The 21,246-nt window shown below is 43.3% G+C and carries 18 protein-coding genes and 1 pseudogene; 8 read left to right on the top strand and 11 right to left on the bottom strand.

Annotated features, from left to right (window positions below; translation table 11 throughout):
• Nucleotides 1-63: 63 nt before the first annotated feature.
• Nucleotides 64-1,050, top strand: coding sequence for a fasciclin domain-containing protein (locus D0X99_RS13835; protein WP_119478416.1), 987 nt, complete (start codon nucleotides 64-66; stop codon nucleotides 1,048-1,050).
• Between the two features lie 400 nt (nucleotides 1,051-1,450).
• Nucleotides 1,451-2,611, top strand: a complete 1,161-nt coding sequence (locus D0X99_RS13840) for a hypothetical protein (RefSeq protein ID WP_119478417.1) — start codon at nucleotides 1,451-1,453, stop codon at nucleotides 2,609-2,611.
• A gap of 77 nt (nucleotides 2,612-2,688) precedes the next feature.
• Here D0X99_RS13840 and D0X99_RS13845 read toward each other — a convergent pair whose 3' ends face one another.
• Complete coding sequence (locus tag D0X99_RS13845) at nucleotides 2,689-3,423, bottom strand: glycosyltransferase family protein (protein WP_119478418.1); 735 nt, start codon at nucleotides 3,421-3,423, stop codon at nucleotides 2,689-2,691.
• Nucleotides 3,424-3,734: 311 nt separating this feature from the next.
• Here D0X99_RS13845 and D0X99_RS13850 point away from each other — a divergent pair, with 311 nt between their 5' ends.
• A complete protein-coding gene (locus D0X99_RS13850) occupies nucleotides 3,735-4,184 on the top strand; it encodes a GNAT family N-acetyltransferase (RefSeq protein WP_119478461.1) in 450 nt (149 codons plus the stop codon).
• A gap of 234 nt (nucleotides 4,185-4,418) precedes the next feature.
• Here D0X99_RS13850 and D0X99_RS13855 read toward each other — a convergent pair whose 3' ends face one another.
• The 3 genes from D0X99_RS13855 to D0X99_RS13865 form a co-directional block, all read right to left on the bottom strand.
• Nucleotides 4,419-5,693: a serine hydrolase domain-containing protein gene (locus tag D0X99_RS13855; RefSeq protein ID WP_119478462.1), complete on the bottom strand. Its 1,275-nt coding sequence runs from the start codon at nucleotides 5,691-5,693 to the stop codon at nucleotides 4,419-4,421.
• Between the two features lie 261 nt (nucleotides 5,694-5,954).
• Entirely contained in the window at nucleotides 5,955-7,481 is a 1,527-nt protein-coding gene (locus tag D0X99_RS13860) for a M28 family peptidase (protein ID WP_119478419.1), read from the bottom strand.
• 328 nt (nucleotides 7,482-7,809) lie between these two features.
• Entirely contained in the window at nucleotides 7,810-9,126 is a 1,317-nt protein-coding gene (locus D0X99_RS13865) for an APC family permease (protein WP_119478420.1), read from the bottom strand.
• Between the two features lie 68 nt (nucleotides 9,127-9,194).
• Here D0X99_RS13865 and D0X99_RS13870 point away from each other — a divergent pair, with 68 nt between their 5' ends.
• The 3 genes from D0X99_RS13870 to D0X99_RS13880 all read left to right on the top strand — a co-directional run bounded on the left by D0X99_RS13870 (nucleotide 9,195) and on the right by D0X99_RS13880 (nucleotide 11,332).
• Nucleotides 9,195-10,268, top strand: a complete 1,074-nt coding sequence (locus D0X99_RS13870) for an aromatic ring-hydroxylating oxygenase subunit alpha (protein WP_199708099.1) — start codon at nucleotides 9,195-9,197, stop codon at nucleotides 10,266-10,268.
• Nucleotides 10,269-10,280: 12 nt separating this feature from the next.
• Nucleotides 10,281-10,868: a hypothetical protein gene (locus D0X99_RS13875; protein WP_147392234.1), complete on the top strand. Its 588-nt coding sequence runs from the start codon at nucleotides 10,281-10,283 to the stop codon at nucleotides 10,866-10,868.
• A gap of 137 nt (nucleotides 10,869-11,005) precedes the next feature.
• Nucleotides 11,006-11,332 (top strand): hypothetical protein, encoded by a 327-nt coding sequence (locus D0X99_RS13880; protein ID WP_119478423.1) that lies wholly within the window; start codon nucleotides 11,006-11,008, stop codon nucleotides 11,330-11,332.
• Between the two features lie 144 nt (nucleotides 11,333-11,476).
• Here the strand turns inward: D0X99_RS13880 and D0X99_RS13885 are convergent, their stop codons facing one another.
• The 4 genes and pseudogenes from D0X99_RS13885 to D0X99_RS20765 all read right to left on the bottom strand — a co-directional run.
• Complete coding sequence (locus tag D0X99_RS13885) at nucleotides 11,477-12,430, bottom strand: succinylglutamate desuccinylase/aspartoacylase family protein (protein WP_119478424.1); 954 nt, start codon at nucleotides 12,428-12,430, stop codon at nucleotides 11,477-11,479.
• A 169-nt stretch (nucleotides 12,431-12,599) separates the two neighbouring features.
• On the bottom strand, nucleotides 12,600-13,256 hold the full coding sequence (locus D0X99_RS13890) for a hypothetical protein (protein ID WP_119478425.1): 657 nt from the start codon (nucleotides 13,254-13,256) through the stop codon (nucleotides 12,600-12,602).
• 285 nt (nucleotides 13,257-13,541) lie between these two features.
• Nucleotides 13,542-13,952, bottom strand: coding sequence for a CHRD domain-containing protein (locus D0X99_RS20760; protein WP_394336581.1), 411 nt, complete (start codon nucleotides 13,950-13,952; stop codon nucleotides 13,542-13,544).
• Between the two features lie 15 nt (nucleotides 13,953-13,967).
• Nucleotides 13,968-14,507 (bottom strand): annotated as a pseudogene (locus D0X99_RS20765) (CHRD domain-containing protein); the annotation flags it as partial.
• 304 nt (nucleotides 14,508-14,811) lie between these two features.
• Here D0X99_RS20765 and D0X99_RS13900 point away from each other — a divergent pair.
• Both D0X99_RS13900 and D0X99_RS13915 read left to right on the top strand, forming a co-directional pair.
• Nucleotides 14,812-15,282, top strand: a complete 471-nt coding sequence (locus D0X99_RS13900; RefSeq protein ID WP_119478427.1) for a hypothetical protein — start codon at nucleotides 14,812-14,814, stop codon at nucleotides 15,280-15,282.
• A gap of 547 nt (nucleotides 15,283-15,829) precedes the next feature.
• Nucleotides 15,830-16,291, top strand: coding sequence for a very short patch repair endonuclease (locus D0X99_RS13915; protein WP_233553724.1), 462 nt, complete (start codon nucleotides 15,830-15,832; stop codon nucleotides 16,289-16,291).
• Between the two features lie 4 nt (nucleotides 16,292-16,295).
• Here the strand turns inward: D0X99_RS13915 and D0X99_RS13920 are convergent, their stop codons facing one another.
• The 3 genes from D0X99_RS13920 to D0X99_RS20415 form a co-directional block, all read right to left on the bottom strand.
• Nucleotides 16,296-18,584 (bottom strand): DUF2357 domain-containing protein, encoded by a 2,289-nt coding sequence (locus D0X99_RS13920; RefSeq protein ID WP_119478430.1) that lies wholly within the window; start codon nucleotides 18,582-18,584, stop codon nucleotides 16,296-16,298.
• Nucleotides 18,585-18,587: 3 nt separating this feature from the next.
• On the bottom strand, nucleotides 18,588-19,655 hold the full coding sequence (locus tag D0X99_RS13925; protein ID WP_147392235.1) for an McrB family protein: 1,068 nt from the start codon (nucleotides 19,653-19,655) through the stop codon (nucleotides 18,588-18,590).
• A gap of 377 nt (nucleotides 19,656-20,032) precedes the next feature.
• Nucleotides 20,033-21,246 (bottom strand): hypothetical protein (locus D0X99_RS20415; protein WP_199708101.1); only part of this gene is annotated, 1,214 nt, incomplete at its 5' end.

The raw sequence follows: 21,246 nt of genomic DNA on the forward strand, positions 1-21,246 counted from the left end.
AAACCTTTCAAAAAGTAGCTAGTTAGTTGGTTTGTAAACAATTAACCAATTAACATAAATACCATGACTACTTTAATCAAACAATTCTACAAAGGAGGATTATTCCTTTCGCTGATTTTGTTAATCGCATCTTGCGCTGAGATGGAGGAGCAAACTGCTCCGATTAACAAAACCTCACTTAACACAATCCCTGAAGTCCTTAAATCCATGGAAAATGGAGATCAGGGAATAGATGTCGGTGCCCGTAAAAGTGCGGGAAACACTTATGCTACATTCAATGCTGCATTAGGTAAGACAGGATTGGCTTCTGTCTTTTCCAGGAATGATCTGACTGTTTTTGCACCAAACGATGCTGCATTTGCTGCTTTGGGCTTGAATCCAGGCAACATCGGAAACGTGGAAGGTTTGGCAAATATTCTCCTATATCACGTGGTTTCCGGTTCAGTATTTTCCACAGATTTAACTGAAGGATTTGTTCCTACTGTAAATGGGGCCGCTGTGGAGATCAGCCTCATTGGCGGAGCAAAAGTCAATGAAGCAAACATCATCATGGTCGACAAACAAGCAAGAAATGGAGTCATTCACGGAATAGACGCTGTTTTATTTCCTCCTACAAAAAACATCATGCAATTGGTCGACAGCAACACCGACTTTAGTGTTTTGAAAACAGCTATTGATGCTGCAGGACTTAGAGAGGCACTTGCTACTACTAACAACATCACCGTCTTTGCTCCAACCAATCAGGCATTCCTTGACCTCTTGGAAGAGCTTGGATATGATAATTTGGACGAGCTGGTTGGTGCTATTGGACAATCAGGCTTGGTGAGTGTCCTTAAATACCATGTGTTTGCAGGTGGTAGAGTTTATTCTTCTGACCTGTCTAATGGCGACATTACTATGTTCTCAGGCGATGACGTGACTGTTGATGTATCAGGTCCTAAATTGATAGACCTTAATAACAGAGAATCCATGATTATCGGAACAGATGTACAGGCAACTAATGGTGTGGTCCATGTACTTGATGCAGTGATCGTAAATCTTCCGCTTTAAGAGTATTTTATTCTTCAAAGAAGCGCAGTTTTTACTGCGCTTTTTTTTTGACTCCCACACAAGGTTGAGGCCTCGAAGGATTGAAATTAGAAAAGCCACTTTAATTTTTTTTGATTAGGAAAAAGGAAAATCCCTCAAATCCTTTCCCAATCAGTAACCATACCTATTTAAATTAACTGAATTAATGGACTCAAGGTAATTTCAAACTCTTTTATTGGGTTCAGAAAACCGATCGACTATTGGTGTTAAATGACTTTATAAAAAAAGCTGACCTCGGATTGGGATTTTTTCTGGCACCTGATCTTCGTCAGGAATATTTCCATATTCTCTCCGTAAACTTCTGACCAATTGATCCCAACAGATCTCTTCTTGCTAAATTCAGTTAACTCTGTTTTTCCTTATGGCTACGGATCCAATTCCCCATTTCTCGATTATTCAGACTGGCCTTTTTGAAAAATTACTTCAAAAAACGGCTTGGTTTACCGGCCGAAAACGCGCTGACTTGCGCAAGATTATTTTTCTCTTAGCGCTGACCTACCTACCCCTGCTGATCTTGACGCTGATGGAAGGCTTGATGCTCGGTGAAAAGGTTGAAGTTCCATTTTTCTATGAACCGGCCGTTCACATCCGTCTGCTGATTGCATTGCCGATGCTGATTCTTTCCGAAAAATATGTGGATCAGCGAATTCAAGCCATCATTTTACAGTTCCGGAAAAACGGCATGATCCCGGAAAGCAAGCTGAAAAACTTTGATCAACTACTGCATCACTTTGAGTTATTGGCCAAAAAGAAACGCTTTGAGATCATCATTTTGGTCATCATCGTAGTCAACCTTGTACTCCGATGGACGCTGAATACCTTTGATGTCACTTCTTGGATGTTCCCTCTGGCTGAGAAAAAGGCGAGTCTTTCCCTTGCAGGCTATTGGGCGATGTTGGTGAGTTATCCCATCGTACAGTTCCTGATTCTCCGCTGGCTTTGGAGATGGGTTCTCTGGGTAAGGGTGATCTTTGCCCTGTCCAAAATTGGCCTTAGAATCTATCCTTCCCATCCTGATAAGGCTGGAGGATTGGCTTTTTTGGGCGAAAGCCCCTTGGTATTTGGAAGTGTCACCTTGGTTTTGGGAGTGATTTTCGCGTCGATGCTGATCGAGCGAACCTTGTTTTTGGAGTATACTCTGGAGCAGCAGATTCCCTTGCTGGTTTCTTTTCTGGTGCTCAGTCTGATCATCAACATTATGCCGCTAATATTTTTCTCGGGAATCATGCGGACCGAACGTCTAAAGGCCATCCATGAATACAACACCATCGGGGCATGGATGGAAAGGGATTTCGAGGACAGGTATATTTTTCAAACTCAATCCAATTCCAAGATCTCCGTGCCTGAGGGTTACATGGCCGGCACCAGTTACCAACGCGTCAAAGACATGAAAATAGTGCCCTTTGACTTGCGGTCCATGGTGGCCAGTGTGGTGATCACCGTCATTCCGCTCTTGGGCTTGTTGTTGTTTTACATCCCCTTTATGGATGTGGTGGATTTTTTAATGGGATTGCTTTTGTAAAAAGGGATGAACTTTTTCCACCAAATCCAGAATAGGAAAGGTTGAAAAACCATCCCTCTAACTTTTACACCCAATTTTCAACGCTTGACCAATCGCTGGGCAGCCTGCACAATTTTTAGCAAGAAATTCTTGGTATAATAAGACAAGAAGTTCTGGTAGTATTGATTTTGGAGGAGCTCCGGTTTGTTTTTGAGCAGTTTTCGGGTGTTACGGAGAATGATCAAATTCCTGTTTACTTCGCTTCGGCCGCAAACGTGAACAAATAAGGCGGCATTGTGGTCGTGCGTTCCATAAAGGCAATTCATGGTTTCTGGATCATGGACGATCACCTTGTCCCGATACTTTGGAAGGATGTAATCGATGACTATTTTCTGTTCATAGGGAAAGGGACAATTCTCGCGCTGGGCATAGATTTCATCTTCCCAGTGGATTGCATTCCGATGGACCAGTTTGACTCCCGTGTTTACAGGGAAATGGTAAGGTTTTTCATTGAAGACATGGTAAAGGATTGACGGATCACTCAGATCAATAAATTCTTCAATGTGCTTATCCATGGCTTGGATGTAAATATCGGTGTCCAGCCAGATGTACCATTCTGCATCGGGGAAAACCTCTCTTGCTTTCTTTAAAAGCAAGCACCGTCTAAAATGCAACTCAGAAACAATCATGGGTACGGGAGTTTCAGCATCATAATACAAATCATACTGATGCATCGCCGCGTACTCTTTTAAAACATTCCGGGTGAGTTCGGCAAACATTACACCATCAGGATAGTGGCCTGAAACAATGCAGATCTTTCTCCTTTGGATCATAAGAATAAAATTAGACTAGTAGTTTCAAACATACGTCAATTTGAGAGGATGATGCCAACTCTTTATAAAATTTTATTTAGTTGGTTTTAAGGGATTGGGTAGTGGAAAAAGAAAAAGTAGGACCTTCTGGCGAAATGAAGCGTTGGTTTGGTAATTTCAGACTGTCCGGAAGAAATAACAGAATAAGGCAAAGTAATTTTTGGCCACCGTGACACAGAACCAAGAAAGCGCCCTTGAACAATGCTCTCTTTCCAGTAATATTGGGGCCTTTAAACACCCAACTTACTCTCAATCGATCAAATCAGCTCCCTATGACTATTTCCCATCTCGTCAAAGCCTTTCATGAACTCACCGTGGACGAACTCTATGAAATACTGAAACTGAGATCTGAGGTATTCGTAGTGGAACAAAACTGTGTATTCCAGGATATGGATGACAAGGATCAGAAATGTTATCACCTCATGGTGTTTTCCGAGAATGGGCTCGTGGCTTACAGCCGACTGGTTCCGGCTGGGTTGTCGTATGAGGAAGTTGCAATCGGCAGGGTCATTACAGCCCCCTCCGTTAGAGGGACGGGATTGGGGAAAGTACTAATGGAATTGTCCATTCTCTATTGCCACCAACTGTTGGGGACCGGACCGATCCGAATCGGTGCGCAAACCTACGCCTTGGGATTTTATGAATCCCTAGGTTTTGTCGCCGAAGGGGAGACCTATGACGAGGACGGGATTGAGCACATTGAAATGGTCAGGAAAAGCTGATCGACCATACTTACACAAATTCCGGAGGATAAAAAAGTGAGGGATTAGGAATTCTAGCTTTGTTCAAGTTCCAATTAGCGCAAGTCCTAAGACCCAATTAGCGCAAGTCTTCAGACTTGTGCTTATCCAAATGCAGTCTTCAGACTGCAGGATGTGCAATGCAGTCAGGATACTGCAAGAAGTGAGGTCCAAGACTGAAGTCTTGAACCTTTCCACTGTTCGTATTTATTCCCCTTAATTTTTCGACTTCTGCTCTTGATAAGGCCCATAGACCGCATCCCGGAATCTTTTGTGAACCTGCCCGGAAAACGGCATGATCTGGACAAATAACACCGCAGTCAGCTTGTTTTTGGGATCCACCCAAAACAGAGTGCTTGCTGCTCCATCCCAAAAGAATTCCCCTACTTCTCCCATGTTTTCCTCGGCTGAAGCAGGAGGGGCTACCCGAACTGCAAAATCAATCCCAAAGCCCACTTGGCCTTTGGATGGCAGAAACATCCGCTCGGTCACGCTGTCCTCGAGTTGGTTTGTGGTCATCAACTGCACCGTCTCGGGTTTGAGAATGGTCACTCCGTTATAGCTACCTCCATTGACCAGCATCTGAGCAAATTTCATGTAATCATCCAAGGTGGAAGTCAGGCCATAGCCTCCCGGAGTCATGGGCCATTCCCGGGTATTGAAAGCATGGGCAATCGAATCCGGAACTTGGGTCAAGGTGCCGTTTTCTTCCTTTCGGTAAATTGCGGATAGGCGATCCTGATCCGATTCAGGAACGAAATACCGGGTTTCGCTCATTCCCAAAGGATCCAACACATTTTCCCGGACATAATCCCCATACGGTTTGCCTGAAATCCGCTCCACCAAAAATGCCTGCACATCTACGGAAGGGCCATAGGCCCATTGGGTGCCCGGCTGAAACATCAGTGGCACTTTTCCCATTTTTTCCGCCATTTGAACTAAGGTGTTTTGGGGATTTCCGGCATCTGCTGCTTTCAACAGATCCCCTAATCCCGGTTGAGTTGGATTGATGGCAAACCCTGCTGTGTGTCGGGTGATATCCCGAATGGTAATCGGACGGGCAAGTGGCTCCAGCTTGATTTCACCTGTCACCGAATCCATTCCGGCAAAAACCTGCATGTTGGCGAATTCAGGGGCATATTTTTCCAAAGGATCATCCAATTGAAAAGCCCCTTTTTCATACAGGGTCATCAATGCGACTCCCGTGATAGGTTTGGTCATGGAGTAAATAATGGCCAGGGTATTCCGATCCATTGGCTTCTGGGCTTCCCGATCCGCAAAACCTGTCGCATGAAAGTAGGCTTCCTGTCCATCCTCAAAGATGAGAGCAGAAGCACCGGCCACCAAGCCCTCGTCCACCAGAGCTTTGAGGGTGGAGTCAATGCGTGCTTTGGTTTCTTCGGTGATGACTTGGGTTTCGGTGGATTGGGGTCCGGTGCAGGCCGAGGAGGCCAGCAGGGCAAATGCGACTATCGCATGGGTAAATTTCATAGGAATGGGGTTCATGGGTTTCCAATCAAGATAAGGAGAAATAAAACAGGTGATTCCGAATTTACATTGCCTCCGGGAAATTGAAGATGAGCTGTTGGAATTCCGGAAACCTGAAGTGGACAAAACTTCTGGTTTTCGGCCCTTTTCAAAGTATCCAACTAGGTTGGTTCAAGTCTATTGAATTGGGTCAAAAAAATCAGTCAGAAGACTGTAAAAAGGCAGGTTCAAGACTTCAGTCTTGAACCTCCGTGATCCCTTTCCTCAATTTGCAGGTACTTCAGGCCTCAACTTGCTGCCGGGTTTCCAGGCGGGTGCTTGGGCACTGCTTGCAACCCGCTCGACCAATCCGTAAAAAAACTGGTTGAACTTAGCCGCTGCTTCCCAGTCGATCTTCTGCTGGAGGTCATCTTTAGGAGTGTGATACCCTTCACGGTACCACTGACGGTAGATTCGCTCGCTTTCACTTCCCGGCTCAAAGCCAAAGACAAAATTGATTGCCGGAATCCCGGCCTGGATAAAGTTCCAATGGTCAGAGCGACGAATCAATCCCCGTTCAGGTTCGGGGTCGTTTTGAACTTTGATCTGCATACTAGCGGCCACAGCAGCCGCATCGTCACCAAGGGTCGTCTCATCCAGTGCATGAACTGTCATCAGATTCAAAGGAAAAATCGGCCGAAGCTGATCCAAATTGATATTTGCCGCAATGTGTTCTTTTGGAACCGGAAGGTTTTGTACCAAGTATCTTGAACCTAACAATCCCTTTTCCTCACCGGTCACAATTGCAAAAATCAAAGGCCGCTTAAATCCCTCCCCGTTTTGTCTTTTTGCCAGTTGGACGATAAGGGCTACATAAGCCGCATCATCCAGGGTACCATTATACAAACTGTCACCGTCCACAGGCTCCCCATACCCATATCCATCCAGGTGAGCGGTCAACACAATTGCCTGATTGGCTAGCGCTGGATCAGTGCCCGGCAGGAGCGCAAGGATGTTCGGGGAGTTTAAAGTTCTTTGCATGGTGGTGAAACTCGCCTTGAATGAATCAGTAAGCTCAAATGTCGGAAGGGGATTGCCCTGACTGCCCAAATCGATCAGTTCGTTTGCATTTTGCCCGCTTCCCTCCAAGACTTTCCCTAGGGCATCCGCATTGAGTCTGAAATTAAGAAGGGAAGGTGGAGTGGGTGTGGAACCGGCCAGACTTACGCTGCGGCTGTAGGCAAAGGGCCATCGTGGGGGTTCAACCGTAAAACCCGGGTCAGCAATAAGGATCATTCCCAAGGCACCGGCTTCGGTCAGGGTTTTTATCCGGTCTGCATCGGAAGGCAAGCCCTCTTTTCGTGTACCGTGGCAGATTACCAGTTTGTTTTTTACCTCCCCAAGACTGGCAGAATCGCAATAGCCACAGTAAATCATCGGGGCCTCAACGGACTCAGTAACATTTCCTGGTGAAGCGTATACATCGTACAAGAACCTTAACTCCCTACCGCCAACCGTGACCGAGGCCTGGGTAATTTCCGTTTCCTCCATCGCTACCTCCTGGAACCAACTGCCTTGGTCTCCCAAGGGCTGAAGCCCTGCTTCAGCAAAGGCTTTGGCAACCACTTCCGCCGCCTTGACAAATCCCGGAGAACCCGTATCTCTGCCCTCCATTTCATCGCTGGAAAGTTCGGTGGTCAGATCCCACCAGGCTCGGGTATCCTCATCCAGAACTGTGGAAGAATCACTTGAATTTTCACAACCGGTGAGGAGTAAACCAAAACAGAGGAAGGCGGGAATAAGGTAACGCATAGGGGATATAATTTTTGATCTAGATAAGTTAATAGGATTATCCGGCAATTAAACCAGTGGCAAAGCTTGGTTATTGAAAAGTCTGGTTCAAGACTTCAGTCTTGAACCATGGTGGGTTTTTAATCCCCCTTGCCCCCTTTAAAAAAGGGGGAGTTGCCTCAAGAGGAACCTCTGTCCTCATTTCTTATTGTTAAGGCGAAGTTTAACAACTGAAGTGCTTTTGGCCTGACTCCCCCTTGTCAAGGGGGTGGGGGGATTTGGAAGTAATGGCAGGTCTAAGATTAATGTCTTAAACCATTGTGGGGCCTGTCGAAGCATTTGTCACCGGTCACCGAGCTTGTCGATGTCCATTCCTTTTGCTCAGCCAAAAAACAGGAATCCCAAAAAGCAAAGCCAACACACCCAGAATCACCGAGTCCCAACCCGCACCGAAAAAGATCCAAGCTGTGAAGCTCAAGCCCAAAAAGCTGTACACCATCGCTTTCCAATCCCGCTTAAATCCTAAACGGCGTGTAAACGAAAAGTACCCATAGGCAAGCACCGCCCCAAAATAAAAGGCCAAGGAGGTGGTGGTGGTAAGCAAAACCATAAACTCATACAGCCCGCTGAATCCTTTACTTTGGTTGAACAGCAGGAGGATCGTGATCATCACGCTTGATACGATCACGCCAACGCTCGGTGCTCCTGTGGGATTTTTATAGGCCAAGGCCCTGGGCAGCAGACCATCTTTGGCCATGGAGTAGGGGATTTGCCCCTGCAGGAGGATCCAGCCGTTGAGTGCACCAAAACTTGCCAGGCAAGCGCCCGCAGCCACCGCATAACCCGTGTTGATTCCAAAAATCAGGTTGGCGGCGTCGCTGAACGGCGCCTGACTTTGTGCCACTTCGGCAGGGGAAAGGACTCCAAAAAGGGAAAAGGAACTGAACAGGTAGAGAAAAATCACCAGTCCGACCCCGATTTTGGTGCCTTTGGAAATGGTCTTTTCGGGTTGCTTGATATTTTCCGCAGGAATGGTCGCCGACTCGATTCCCATAAATGCATAAAAGCACAAGACAGAGGAAGTCGTAATCGCCTGAATGGAAGATTCCTGGGAGGTATTGAAGGGGATGAAATTGTCAAGATCAATGAAGAGGATGCCCCCAAAGGCCACCACTAAAATAGGCAAGACCTTCAGTAGGGTGGTCACTACTTGCAGATTGCCGGAGGACCGGATGGAGAGACTGTTGAGCAGGGTCAATCCCCAAATCGCCAGCAGGGCCACGGTGACCGAAAACCAGGGAGATTGGCTGATTTCAGGGAAAAAGACTCCGAAATAGCCCGAAAAGGTCAGTGCAATGGCTGCATTGGTACTCCACATCGACAGCCAAAATCCCCAGGCCACCACAAAGGCCGGCAACTCTCCAAAGGCCGCTTTGGTGTAGGCATAGGAACCGCCCGTCTCGGGAATGACCTTGCTCAGTGCGCTCATCACGTAGGCCAAAATCCAAGCCCCTATGGCTGCTACCAGCCAACCAAGGAGGCTGATTCCGCCAAACTGCGCCAAAACCGAGGGAAGCGTGAAGATACCCGAACCGATCATGCCGCCTGCTACCAGGGAAATGACAGTGACTAAGCCAAGCGATCGTGTATTTTCCGGGGGATTCAAAAGCGGGATTGGGGTTAAAAAGAGTAATTTAGCCAAGCATCAAGATAGAAAGATATTTGAAACCCATCGTGATCCATCCGGACATTGCGCAGGCGGAGACGCTGCCTTCTTCCTTTTACCGCTCTCAGGAAGTTTTTGACCTGCTGATCGAGCAGGTTTTTGCCAAAACCTGGCAGTTTGCCGGGGACAGCAGCCGAGTTTCCCTTCCTCAGCAGGTTTATCCCTTTCCTTTCTTGGAGTTTGGCTTGGAGGAACCCATGCTGCTTACTAATTCTGATGGGCAGCTGTCCTGTATTTCCAATGTGTGCACCCACCGGGGCAACATCCTCTGCCACGCCCCAAGCAAGTCCAGGCAAATCACCTGCGCGTACCATGGCCGGAGATTTTCCCTGCAAGGCGAATTTCAGCACATGCCGCAGTTTAAGGAGGCGAAGGATTTTCCCAGAAAAGCCGATGACCTGACCCGTTTTCCTCTGCTTCAGTTGGGACCCTGGTTGTTTACGGCTTTGAGCGAAGAGATGGATTTTCAGCCGGTATTGGATGCGATGAACCGCAAAGTGGGCTTTTTGCCCTTGGAGCAATTTCGGGAGGACAAAAGCCGCAACAAAGACTACCTGGTCAACACTCATTGGGCCCTGTATTGCGACAATTACCTGGAGGGCTTCCACATTCCCTTTGTCCACGACAGCCTCAATGCCGTCCTGGATTATGGCAAGTACGAGACCATCCTCTACCCGAATGCCAGCCTGCAAGTCGGGCATTCCTCGGGTGGGGAGCATGTTTTTGATCTTCCTGCGGATCACGAGGACTACGGCAAGCAGATCAGCGCCTATTACTTCTGGCTTTTTCCCAACATGATGTTCAACTTTTACCCTTGGGGATGCTCGATCAATATCGTGAAGCCCATCGCGCCCAACCGGACCAAGGTCAGTTTTCTGACTTACGTCTACGACGAAAGCAAACTCGACACCGGTGCAGGGTCAGCCTTGGACAAGGTCGAGCGGGAAGATGAGTTTGTCGTCGAGGGAGTGTTCAAAGGCATGCAGTCACGGGTGTATCAGTCCGGACGCTTTTCTCCTCAGATGGAAAAAGGTGTGCATCACTTCCATCGGATGTTGGCGGAGAGACTTTGGGGGAAGTGATTGGGAAAAACCATGAAGAATAATTTTATAGTATTTTTAGTTAGTTTGCTTGTGGTTTTTTCTTGCAAGGAGAAAACGAATGATGATTTGATATGCGTTAATGAGGCGGGACTCGAAATTTGCCTACCTGATAGATGGGTTGTTCAAAAGAGGCCTGATTACTTCTTGTATGCTAAACTTCCAAATCAGAATGATTTTTTTGCAATCAATTTTTTTGATAATCCCGATGGAGATCAAATGTTCTTTGACTATTTAACTGGTACACATGAAAGATTTTTTTATCATGAGTTGAATTTATTGGATTATTCTATTCATGAATTTGTCAATGATGGATTTAGATATCTTTATTCAGTCTATGAATTTAATCAAGAAGGAGAAAAGGTTAAGTATATTTCTATTACATTCAATTTAGATAATGTATTTTATGATATTGCGATAAGAATAAATGCAGACAATAAATCCGAAATTGAAGATCGATTCAGGAAACTGGTAGTTCCAAGTTTAAAATTGAATGGAAAGATAGTGTTTGATTTAAAAAGTGACCCTGAAAAAATAACCGAGATTAGTGCGGGACCTTTGGATAGTTTGTTGATGAAATGAAAGATTCAAAATTGGTTGGTCTTTTTCCGTGAAATCCGTGAATGGCGAGAAAATTTCACCCTAGGCCTACGTGTACTTTTGAGGTGCTGAGAAGTTGCCACGCTAAAAGGTGTTTGAATTTTAAACTTTATAGGAAAATGATAAATAAGAAAGTTCTGGTTTTTTTTGCGGTTTTTGCAATTCTTATTTTATTATTCGAGACTTTTATCAACTATGATTTCCCAGATGTTATTGAATCACAATTGGAGGAATTAAAGAATAATAAAGAAGTTCTAGACCAAATTGGTGGGTATGATTCATTTGAATATCAATACAATGAAAATGAATTAAAATCTGATACGTTGAGGGTTAAAATAACAGTTTATGGTAAGGAAAGAAAAGTTTTGAAAAATGTATCTTTTGTTAAAGATGGTGATGATTGGAAAGTTTATGATTCGCAATTAATTTATACTGACTTATACTAAATTGCTTCTACTCCTGCTGATTGTAGTTTGAGGATGAATTTTAAAAATAAGTATACAAGGAAAAATCCCCCCTAGCTCTCCTCTAAAGAAATAGGGAGTTGCCTCAAGTAACCTCAGTCCTCTTTTCTTTTTGTTAAGGCGAATTTAAAGAACCCCAATCGCACAGAGCGGATCATTGGTGGTAATGGCCAGCGAAGTGACCAAGTACAAAACTATGCCATCCGAATCGGATAGGTATTCCGCTTTGACCGTCCCAAAATAATCCCGGATTTCACCCAACTTCTGGCCTTTTTTCACCCGGTCTTCCAATTGCACGGCAGGGTACCAGCATCCATCCTCGGTGGCGGTGGTCACCAGCATTTTTTCCAAAAAAGCCACTTGATGCTGCTCGACTGCTCCCGGAATCACCTCCAAAGACCGCAGGACATTTCGTACGGCCGCTTTGTATTGATCCACTTCCTCCGGACTCCAACGTCCGCATTGGCCCAATTCAGCCAAAAAGCCCGGAGTGCCTGCCTGAGCTGCGGCACCGATGGAACCATTATCAGAGACAGAGCCCACCACATAAGGAAATCCCAGCAGGGCAGAGGCCAGGCGGGATTGTTCCGCTTTCGCAGGATCACCCAACTTGGAGTAAATCACAAAAGGAACCAAGCCCTCATGAATATCCCCACCATGGAGATCCAGGAAGAAATCTGCGGCTTGCTGAAGCTGATAAACGGCATAGGCAATCCGCTCACTGACCGTCCCCGTGGCTTTTCCGGGAAAGACCCTGTTTAGGTTCTTTCCGTCAAAGGGGCCATAATACTGCATGCGGGCCAAAAATGCCGCTGTATTTACCGGAGAGATAATCAGAATCGTGCCCGAAACCTCCGCCGGATCCAGCTCATTGGCCAACTGAATCGCCGTCTCAATACAGGGATATTCCCCGCCGTGAACACCTCCGGTGAGCAGGATGGCCTTTCCCGGCTTGGCTCCATGGATAAAGGTAAACGGCATTTCGACCGGCGTTCCGGGTACAGGGATAAATCCCCGAACCTTCGAGTTGGGAGTAGGGGTCTTACCTGCCGGAAAGTGAGGGTGAATCAGTTGGATCATGGTTTTTGGATTGGGTTGTGGAGAATTGAAGTGCTGGGTTGAAGATAAGAAAGGGGATGATAAGTTGAGGCTAATTTTTAGCCACAAAGTCCATTCTGATTTAGCCGGAAAAAGAAAAAACCGGAGGAATCATCCCCCGGTTTAAGCTTTCCTAACATGCTGTAATTCATTAATGGACTTGGACATTTCCTTCAGTCCATTCTTTATAATATCCACCATAGAAATCAAGAAAAATTTGTTCCGCCTCTTCGCATGAAAGTGCTGAACCAATTAAACTGATTGCTGTGTCAGTGTAAACATCAGGAGTAGCATTAGATCCTTCTCCATTATCCTCAAATCCTATGAAGTAATAGGAACCATCTACCACAAACCGAATAAATGCCCGATTCCCATCAACGGTCAGGCAATCAATTGCTCCTTCACCTATATAGTTTCCTTCGGTATCCGAAAACTGAATTACGCCGACATCCATTCCTTCACTGTCTTCTTTGGCTTGAAATGAAATCACATACCCATTAAAGAAGAAGGTACTTTGATTAATCGTTCCTCCTCCAGATGCCATGGCTACCCATTTTTTGTTGGATTTGGCAAATAAATCCACTCCCGGAGTGTATTTATCCGGTGCCGTTCTTTTCAAACCATCAATCAGTTCATTCATGTAATCCGGTGAATCAGATAGGGAAGCAATTCGCTTTGCTACATCCTCATTGAGATTCATGTCAGGTTCATTTTGATCTCCATCCATGGAGCAACCGTACGCAAAAACTAGGACAAACAGGAGGCCGAAAAAGCTGCCTCGGAACCGGAAAATTGTTGAGTTTTTCATAAAATTTGAATAGTTAAAATTACCTATTCTAAGATATAATATTCTGTAATTAAATCAAAAACAGAATTTAGTATTTTTTAATAATAGAATACATATTATTTATTTTGTTATTTAAAATCAAAAAATTGCTGTTAAACCTGAAATTTCAAGGCTCTTATTTTCCGGACTTGATTTTTGGGATCAAAAATCCCCCGGATCCCAAACCGGAAGACCAATGACAGGCAGAAACAAAAAAAGCCAGAGCCTTTTGGCCCCAGCTTTTTAATACGTTTTGGATGCTGATTCTTAGAAGTTACCTCTCAGTTCTCCAGAGCCGAATTTGTCAGAATGAACATTGACATAGGCATTGCCTGTTCGCATCGCTTCTCTCAAGATGATCAAGTCCCCACCTAAAAGTGGACCACTTAGCATGGGAGCGGTGATGGTGCCTTTTGCATAGACTCCGGATACCGGACCTGATACTTTATCTCCTCTCAAGGTGAAAACAACCGGGCCGTTAGTCCCTGGTTTCCCGAAGTGGATATGTGAAAATCTCACATCAGAGATCCCGTCCACATTAACCTGAAAGTCAATTCCCTGTCCATCCGGATTTACCTGGAATTTGGCGACACCAGTTGCATCGGTCATGACCATCGGCACTTCATTGGCGCCGGAGAGTTTCACCAACCAGTTTTTGTTGAAATCAGGTTGGATCATGCTGACCTGTCCTCTGAGTTCGCCACCTCTGTTGTTTGCGGTGTGGATGTTTACATAGATCTTACCTTCCTTCATGGCATCGATCAAGGCGGTCAGTTCTGCACCGGCCAATGGACCGGAAAGACCCGCTTTGGTAATCATTCCAGTCATAATCACGCCATTCTGCAATCCGGCAGCAGGCTGGGCAGGAATCAAGGTGACCACCACCGGACCGTTTTGCCCGATTACATTCTGATGCAGGTGTGCAAAAATAATCCCTGTGGTATTGGCTACCCGCAATTCAAAACTGATTGCATTGCCACCGTCAGTCACTTGGAAACTGGCTGCACCCGAACCGGGGGCATTGACTTCAGGCACTTCCTCTTTTCCGGTCAGAAATGCTCCAAACTCCATAAAGTTTCCCTTACGTGCATTTTCATCCCCAGTGCTGGCCAGCGCATTTTCTGCTTCGGCAGTTGGAGCGATAGGCGCTTCTTCTGTCATCGTTTGACAGGATACAGCTCCAAGGCACAAAAGCGCCATCAGAGCAAGTCGATTGTAGTTGATTTTAAACATTGATTTGTGGTTTATTATGAAAAATTGAATTAGTAATCACTCACTTACGAACCTACCACAGTCACTGGATTGACAGATTGAAAATAAAACTGGAAAAAAATGAGTTTGTTCTCGGTTCGGTTTCAGAGCCACCAATAGGAAGAGAGTTAATGTAGGCTGAACGGCTGTCCGGTGATAATCAAAGATTTAAAAGCAGGGATGAAAGCGATTTTTTTAAAACTATTTTTTCTTTTGTTTTTCAACTAAAGAGCTTAACTTAAGCTTACAGTTTTTAAATAATTCTTTCATTTAAACCTCTTTTTTTATGGAAAACAAAGTTTCCATCGAGATCCCACCGGCGGATCTCCAGGCGGTCAAGGACGCCCTCCAGATTGTAGGGAATATTTTAAATCCCTACCTGATTGCACTCACAGATGATGAGCGTCGCACGATGCTCAAAATGGGTGAGGCCACGGAACCTTTCGTAGGAAAGGTCATGGACTATGTGGTATCCAATCCACAGTTTCTCAATCCGTTTACGGATGTACCGGAAATGCAAAAGGACTGGAAAGCGATTTCCCAATTGCTTCCCGTCTTTCGCACGATGGATCAGATTTGCAGCAACCTCAATGATACCTTGATGGAAGCTGGCAAGGAAGTACTGGAACCTGCGCTGGCCTATTACAATGCGGTCAAAATGGGGGTTCGCATGAATGTGCCCGATGCCAAGCCTATCTATGAGGAACTTCGCAAACGCTGGGAGAAAAGGCGGAAACCCAACCAGGAAGAAGCCTAGTTCTGGGAGTTAAAGTTGCTTGCTTACCCTAAAGGCCGAGTGGAATCACTCGGCCTTTTCTTGTTTTTAGACTTGGGCAGCTCCTTAGAATCGAACTTCAAAAGCTCAACTTCAAGCTTCGGAAGGTCAAATTCAGGCTTCTGAGCTCCAAATTCAAGCTTCAGAAGCTCAATGTTAAGCTTCTGAACTCCAACATTTAGCTTTCGAGGGAAAAGAAAAAGCCTCTGAGCATCATGCATGAACCTCTGAGGGATTCCATTGAAGCAAATTGGGAATACTTAATCCCGATTTGCTTCACCTGTAAGGCAAAAAGCCTCAAGCTTGAAGCAATTAAGCTTACGCTTGAGGTCTTTTGGGATTCCAATGAAGCAAATAAGCTTAACCGAATCCTTATTTGGCTTTCTGGAGATGCAAATAAGGGTGAATGTGGAGTTTAAAAGGTAGGTTCTAAAAGGGGAGGGGGAATTTCCCAAGACAGAATTCTTACAAAAGAGTTGGGCTTAACCTTGGTTTTCCTATTCCAATCTAATCCTCTAATTTTCCGATAGTGAATCCAAAAAAGTACATACGGCCCAAAGTAGCAATTCCTGTTTTCTGCGAGGAAAACGGCTTTTATACCACTGCTCAGCGCTCGTATAACATGTCCCAAATCCGATCCAAGGGAACGAAGCCGGAGCTCCTTCTCAAAAAAGCACTTTGGCAGGCAGGTATCAGATATAAAACTCCCAAGAAACCACTTCCAGGAAAGCCTGACATCAGTCTGAAAAAATACAAGCTGGTCATTTTTGTGGATGGTGCCTTCTGGCATGGCTACGATTGGGAAACCCGAAAACATGCCATCAAATCCAACCGGGAATTCTGGATCGCCAAAATTGAACGAAATATCCAACGCGATCAGGAAGTCAATGCCTACTACCAATCCAAGGGTTGGACAGTGTTACGGTTTTGGGATTTTGAGGTGAAAGGAGAGGTGGGAAGATGTTTGAAAGGAATTTTAGATTTTCTCTGACCTTTCAAGTTTTTTCTTTTACTAATTCGGATAAACTTGTTGTAAAAGGAAAAGGTGAGGCATTTCGACTTTTGAAATTTTTTAAATTCTTGAAATTCCACGTTTTCCCAAGTAATTCCCTTTCGGTCACAGGCTCCAAATCAATGACCAAATAAAATTCATGGGAAGGACTAGGGTATTTAAGTTTCAATAAATCATTTTTAGAATAAACCTTCGGCCCTTTACTTACAATCTTCCAAAGCTTGGAGGAGTCTTTGTCTCCTTCTGTATGGAGCAATAAATATTTTGAACTGACAGTCTGGTAATCCAATACAAGTGAACCATTCCCAGTTCCTGTCCGGAAATTGTATTTTCTCTCTTTTTCTATCCACTTTAATTGCTCCGGTGATTTATAAAAACCAACCAAAACAAAAGTCTCGTCAGGAATCAGGCTTCTGTTTACACCATAAGGCTCGGGAAGAAATTCATTTACCCGGTCATCATCTCTAGGAACACTTTTGTAAACCTCGTAGGATTTTAAGGCAATTTTTTCCCTTTGCGATGCACGGTTTATAAAATGATCAATGACTTGCTTGATAAAAGTTTCGAGTTCTTTGGTCCCATCATCCATTTTTGACGGTCGAACTGGAAAAGCTCCCAATCCGGGGATGATCTCATGAAATCCCTTTCTTTCAATCGGGATAGTTCCGGGATACAAAACATAGGCTCCGCCTGTTCTTCGTATAGCATCTTTGTAAGCATGCATTTTCAGGAGATCCGCATTTTTATAAATACCTTTTCTGTTAGCCGACTTTTCTTCATCCAAACCCTCATCCTGATCAGTAATCTGAAAAATGTTATCCACCTTATACTTGGCATCAAAGTGAATATGTACAATCACTTCTTCTTTCTCAGCCTGTTTTCTTTTTATTCCTTGGGGCCATACTGAAAGCGAATAATCTGGCCGAAGGGTAGTGGTCCAACTTCCTGATTTAGGGTAGTCAGCTTTTCCTGTAAACGATCTATTGTAATTAAACTGAATATTAAACTTCCGACTACCTGAGTTAAACACTCCCTTTAGAGCGGTGAATTTTCCCTGTTTAAGTTTGATATTTAATCCTTCATCTTTAATTGAAATCAACTTTTCCAATTTCTTGGGTTCGATTTCAAACAGGTGTTGAAGTATTTCGAGCAACTTGAAGAAAAGCCAATATTCGTAAAGCGTGGCAATATCCTTTTTGCCTCCTTCATATACATCTTCTCCGCCTTTCCAGATCAGTTTGGCTGCCAAGTCAAACATCAGCCATACTCTTAAAACTTCCCGATATCCTTCTTTTCTTTGAAGAACAGGGCTGTTTAACTTCAACAGATGAGGTGCGGAAATCTCACTGAAAACGGCATGGTGTAAATGATTTTCCAGTTCGCTTACCAATCGGTCTGATTCCTTGGTTAGCTGACTTTGTGCGTTGAGTTTCTTTGCCTTGGCATTGATTTCCACACAAAACTTTAAAAAGGTTTCCAAGGCATACTTGATAAATCGATTCTCTGGGGTATCTACTGAATCCACCTTTCTGGAAGAAAGTATTTTGGCAGGGACAGAGTCCAAACCATATCCGACCAATGGGTGAAAAGCAGGAATCTTAATCCGGTTTTTGCCTTTAATAAGTTCGGTAACTGAATTTCTGGAAAAGCGTCGCACATTCCGTACATCCTTCAGTTCCGTCTCTTCCTCCCATTTGGTGTTGAGAAAGGAAACTATTCGATGGACTGCCTCATTAAATTCCGAAGTCCCTATGATTGACTTTAAAAAAATAAAGCGCTGATAGAGCACATTCTCCGAAATGTCTTTTTCAAAATTCGGTTCAAAGTTTTGAAAGACAGGGGAATTGATCTGAAGAAGTAAATCAGTACACTTCTCAGTGATGTATTCCAGCATATCCCGATAATCATCCCGATAGCCTGTTTTTCGGGATCTGACCTCCAGAGGGATTTTCTTAATCGGGATATCATTCCCTTTTTTCAGGAGATTTAGGTATAGCGTTCCTACATAAATGTTGGGTGCTAAGATTCCTGAATAAGGTCTGATGTAAGATGGCTGAACAATGTTTGCGTTGCCGGCTTCTAATGAATATTCTGGGATGTTTAAATTATACTCGTAAAAGCAACCCTCTAACAGCTGATACCTGGCTTCGTTGTTTTCCAAGCTTTCCTGTTCCTCATCAAAAAGTGTCCCGTCCTGTTTTTCAAGGATTTCCAAAACCAATCCGTTTTCTACCTCGGACAGGTCAATCGATATGTTGGAATCGGTCGGCATGGATTAAGCCTCTGCAAAGCTTGTAAACCCGTTTTCGACAGCCGCCTTGTACATGCGAGACAGCTTTTCATAGGAAATGGGGTACTTTATTTGATTTGCTTCCACTCCAAAAACCTTGCCTTCCACAGATGCTTTTTCTTTCTCTGGAGAGATATAATCATTCAGACAAAGATTGGCCAAGGTGGTAAGTACAGTAACTAGTTTACGTCTTGATCCGTGCAGCTTGGGAAGCAGTTTTTGAATAATGGCAATATCCAGTTTTTCCTTCATTTCGAGGTCTGGATCAATCTTGCCCAATCGGTCGATCAGTTTGAGGATTTCTGTGGCTGATCTATATCCGAACTCAGCACCGGCTTTTTTCAGTTCGACAAAGAATTTGCCTAACTGCTCTTTGACATCATCCATTCCCTCCGAAGGAATAGATTTATCCAAGGCCATTTCCAAAAAGCTCTTAGCCATTCCTGCACCTTTTGATTCCAGATTTTCCATGTGGATTTCCCCGACTTGATCCAAGAAGGATTTCATTTCATCGGGAGTAATCCGGAATTCAATGGTATTGGCCCTATCCAGAACCTTTGGGCTAAACATGTGAGTGGTCTCATCGATATTGACCGTACCTATAATAAATAGGTTTTTAGGGATTCTGATTTTAGGAGGAACTCCAGAGATGGAACCTGCTCCACTGTGAAGAAATATCTCCTCACCGGATTCCATCGCACTCAGAAAGTCGGCAAAATACCGCTCCACATGACTTAAGTTCATCTCGTCCAAAATCAAAAAATAGGGGAAATTGGGATTTTTATTTGCCTCAATCAAAAGGTCCAAAGCGCTGTTTTCAGGTTTCACATATTCATTCTGATTCAAGGCATTTGGATACCCTAAAAGCGGTTCGCGATTGGTCCAATCTGCTCCGACAGGGATGATTTTGTATTGATTGGAATCAACCGAAATCCACTTTACAAAGGATTGTGCAAGTTTGGTTTTTCCAGAACCCGAAAGGCCGGTTAGAATTAAAAAAGATTTTGAAATAAGACTTGTTATGGTTCTAAGGACTAAATGCTTTTTAAACAATAAACCAGAATTTTTAAGTGAGGTTTGAAAAAAATGAAGTTTGATTTCGGCGGAGTTAATTCTTTTGCTTTCTAAAAATTCTCTATACTTTGCTAAACTGGCTGAATAAAAAAATCTTTCACCATAGGAAGGAGCGTCTTTATTATATATGTAGGAGGATTTATCTCGTTGGATTTTCTTAACCTCAGAATGAAGTTTAGAAATAAGGTCAATATCTTCAATTTCAAAAAGGGACTTTTCTTTTATTCTTTTATTTTCAGAAAATCGTTTTGAAAGCCAATCGAGTGAAATTAAATATGAAGGGCCAGCGTTAGACTTTTCAGTTAAATTCTCTAACGCCCACTTTTTAAATTCTTCCCTGTTATTCATTTAAATATTCATTTTTTTACAAAATCTATACCTACTCTCATTGGATAACCAAAAGCCTCATTCGCGATACGTTGGGCGTAATTTTCCTTGATACTATTTAGGAAAAAAAGTTCTATATTTGATCCATAATAATTAGCGATTAGTTTATTGGTAAATCTGTTATTTTCCACCAATAATGCAATAGGTTGACAAAATTCTTTGAGTATCCAATTTACTGCAATAATTTCATTTGAATTTTGTTCTTTTATGAATGATATAAATTTGCCATCGGTTTTCTTCAAAACACTTTCTTGAGACTCTTCTTTTTTTCCTTCCACAAACCAAAATTGATTTTTTATTTTTTCCTTTGATCTTAAACAATCACAATGAGGTGTTATACATATAAAGTAGCGATCCAAAAAAATAGGTATATTATCCCTGTCAACTGTTGAAATTCTTCCATAAAACACGTCTCCAAACCTCAAAAAATCATTTACTAGACGATTGTTAATGTTTACTCTGTTGTAAAAGTAATTTAACTTAAATACATCCTTTTTGAAATTCAGATTACTTCCTGCTTGGAAGTCTGCTAACTTTTTATTACCATCTATGGAGTTAAAATATTCTTCTAAAACATCAAAAAGGCTTAGATTTTTTTCATACATAAACGTGGCTACCTGATCTTTCAAAATCTCTCTTAAAAAGTCAAAGAATATGTAAGGATGCTCACCATTATTATTCTTGTGATAGAAAAATGCATCTTCGCTTAAATCATCAAAATCTTTTCCAATAAATGCTGAGTTTTCGCGAAATCTGTTTCTCATTTCTAAACCCATTAATGAAAGAAAAATATTCTTCTCTTTCAAAAAAGATACTAAAAAGGAATCATAAAGCTGGTCTCCTGAAACTGTATCTTTTTTAAATATTTTGACAATCGTATGTCCAATATAGAATGTATTATCATCATCACTTGATTTTTTAAAGAAATTAATCTCAGAGTGGTTTGAAAAATCCGAAACATTTTTTGAGAGGGCCGTTTTAAATTTTGCAAAAGATGAAAATATGTTTAATGAGTTAATTGATTTTATTGATTCAATAATTTCTGGAGTTAAATCATATAAATTTCTTAAACTTTCAATTTCATTATCAATATCTTCTGTCTTAGCATTTAAAATATTATTTATTGAAGTGTCAAACTCCTCCCAGGCTAGATCGGTAGTTTCTATTGTCCAATAATCATCTA

Origin of the sequence: Algoriphagus lacus (assembly GCF_003583985.1) — a bacterium.
Lineage (GTDB): Bacteria > Bacteroidota > Bacteroidia > Cytophagales > Cyclobacteriaceae > Algoriphagus > Algoriphagus lacus.

Coding starts and splice junctions, on each gene's coding strand:
- D0X99_RS13880 (WP_119478423.1), top strand. CDS start 11,006: ATGATAAATAAGAAAGTTCTGGTTTTTTTTGCGGTTTTTGCAATTCTT.
- D0X99_RS13885 (WP_119478424.1), bottom strand. CDS start 12,430: ATGATCCAACTGATTCACCCTCACTTTCCGGCAGGTAAGACCCCTACT.
- D0X99_RS13875 (WP_147392234.1), top strand. CDS start 10,281: ATGAAGAATAATTTTATAGTATTTTTAGTTAGTTTGCTTGTGGTTTTT.
- D0X99_RS13920 (WP_119478430.1), bottom strand. CDS start 18,584: ATGCCGACCGATTCCAACATATCGATTGACCTGTCCGAGGTAGAAAAC.
- D0X99_RS13850 (WP_119478461.1), top strand. CDS start 3,735: ATGACTATTTCCCATCTCGTCAAAGCCTTTCATGAACTCACCGTGGAC.
- D0X99_RS13900 (WP_119478427.1), top strand. CDS start 14,812: ATGGAAAACAAAGTTTCCATCGAGATCCCACCGGCGGATCTCCAGGCG.
- D0X99_RS13860 (WP_119478419.1), bottom strand. CDS start 7,481: ATGCGTTACCTTATTCCCGCCTTCCTCTGTTTTGGTTTACTCCTCACC.
- D0X99_RS13890 (WP_119478425.1), bottom strand. CDS start 13,256: ATGAAAAACTCAACAATTTTCCGGTTCCGAGGCAGCTTTTTCGGCCTC.
- D0X99_RS13840 (WP_119478417.1), top strand. CDS start 1,451: ATGGCTACGGATCCAATTCCCCATTTCTCGATTATTCAGACTGGCCTT.
- D0X99_RS13855 (WP_119478462.1), bottom strand. CDS start 5,693: ATGAAATTTACCCATGCGATAGTCGCATTTGCCCTGCTGGCCTCCTCG.
- D0X99_RS13835 (WP_119478416.1), top strand. CDS start 64: ATGACTACTTTAATCAAACAATTCTACAAAGGAGGATTATTCCTTTCG.
- D0X99_RS20760 (WP_394336581.1), bottom strand. CDS start 13,952: ATGATCCAACCTGATTTCAACAAAAACTGGTTGGTGAAACTCTCCGGC.
- D0X99_RS13845 (WP_119478418.1), bottom strand. CDS start 3,423: ATGATCCAAAGGAGAAAGATCTGCATTGTTTCAGGCCACTATCCTGAT.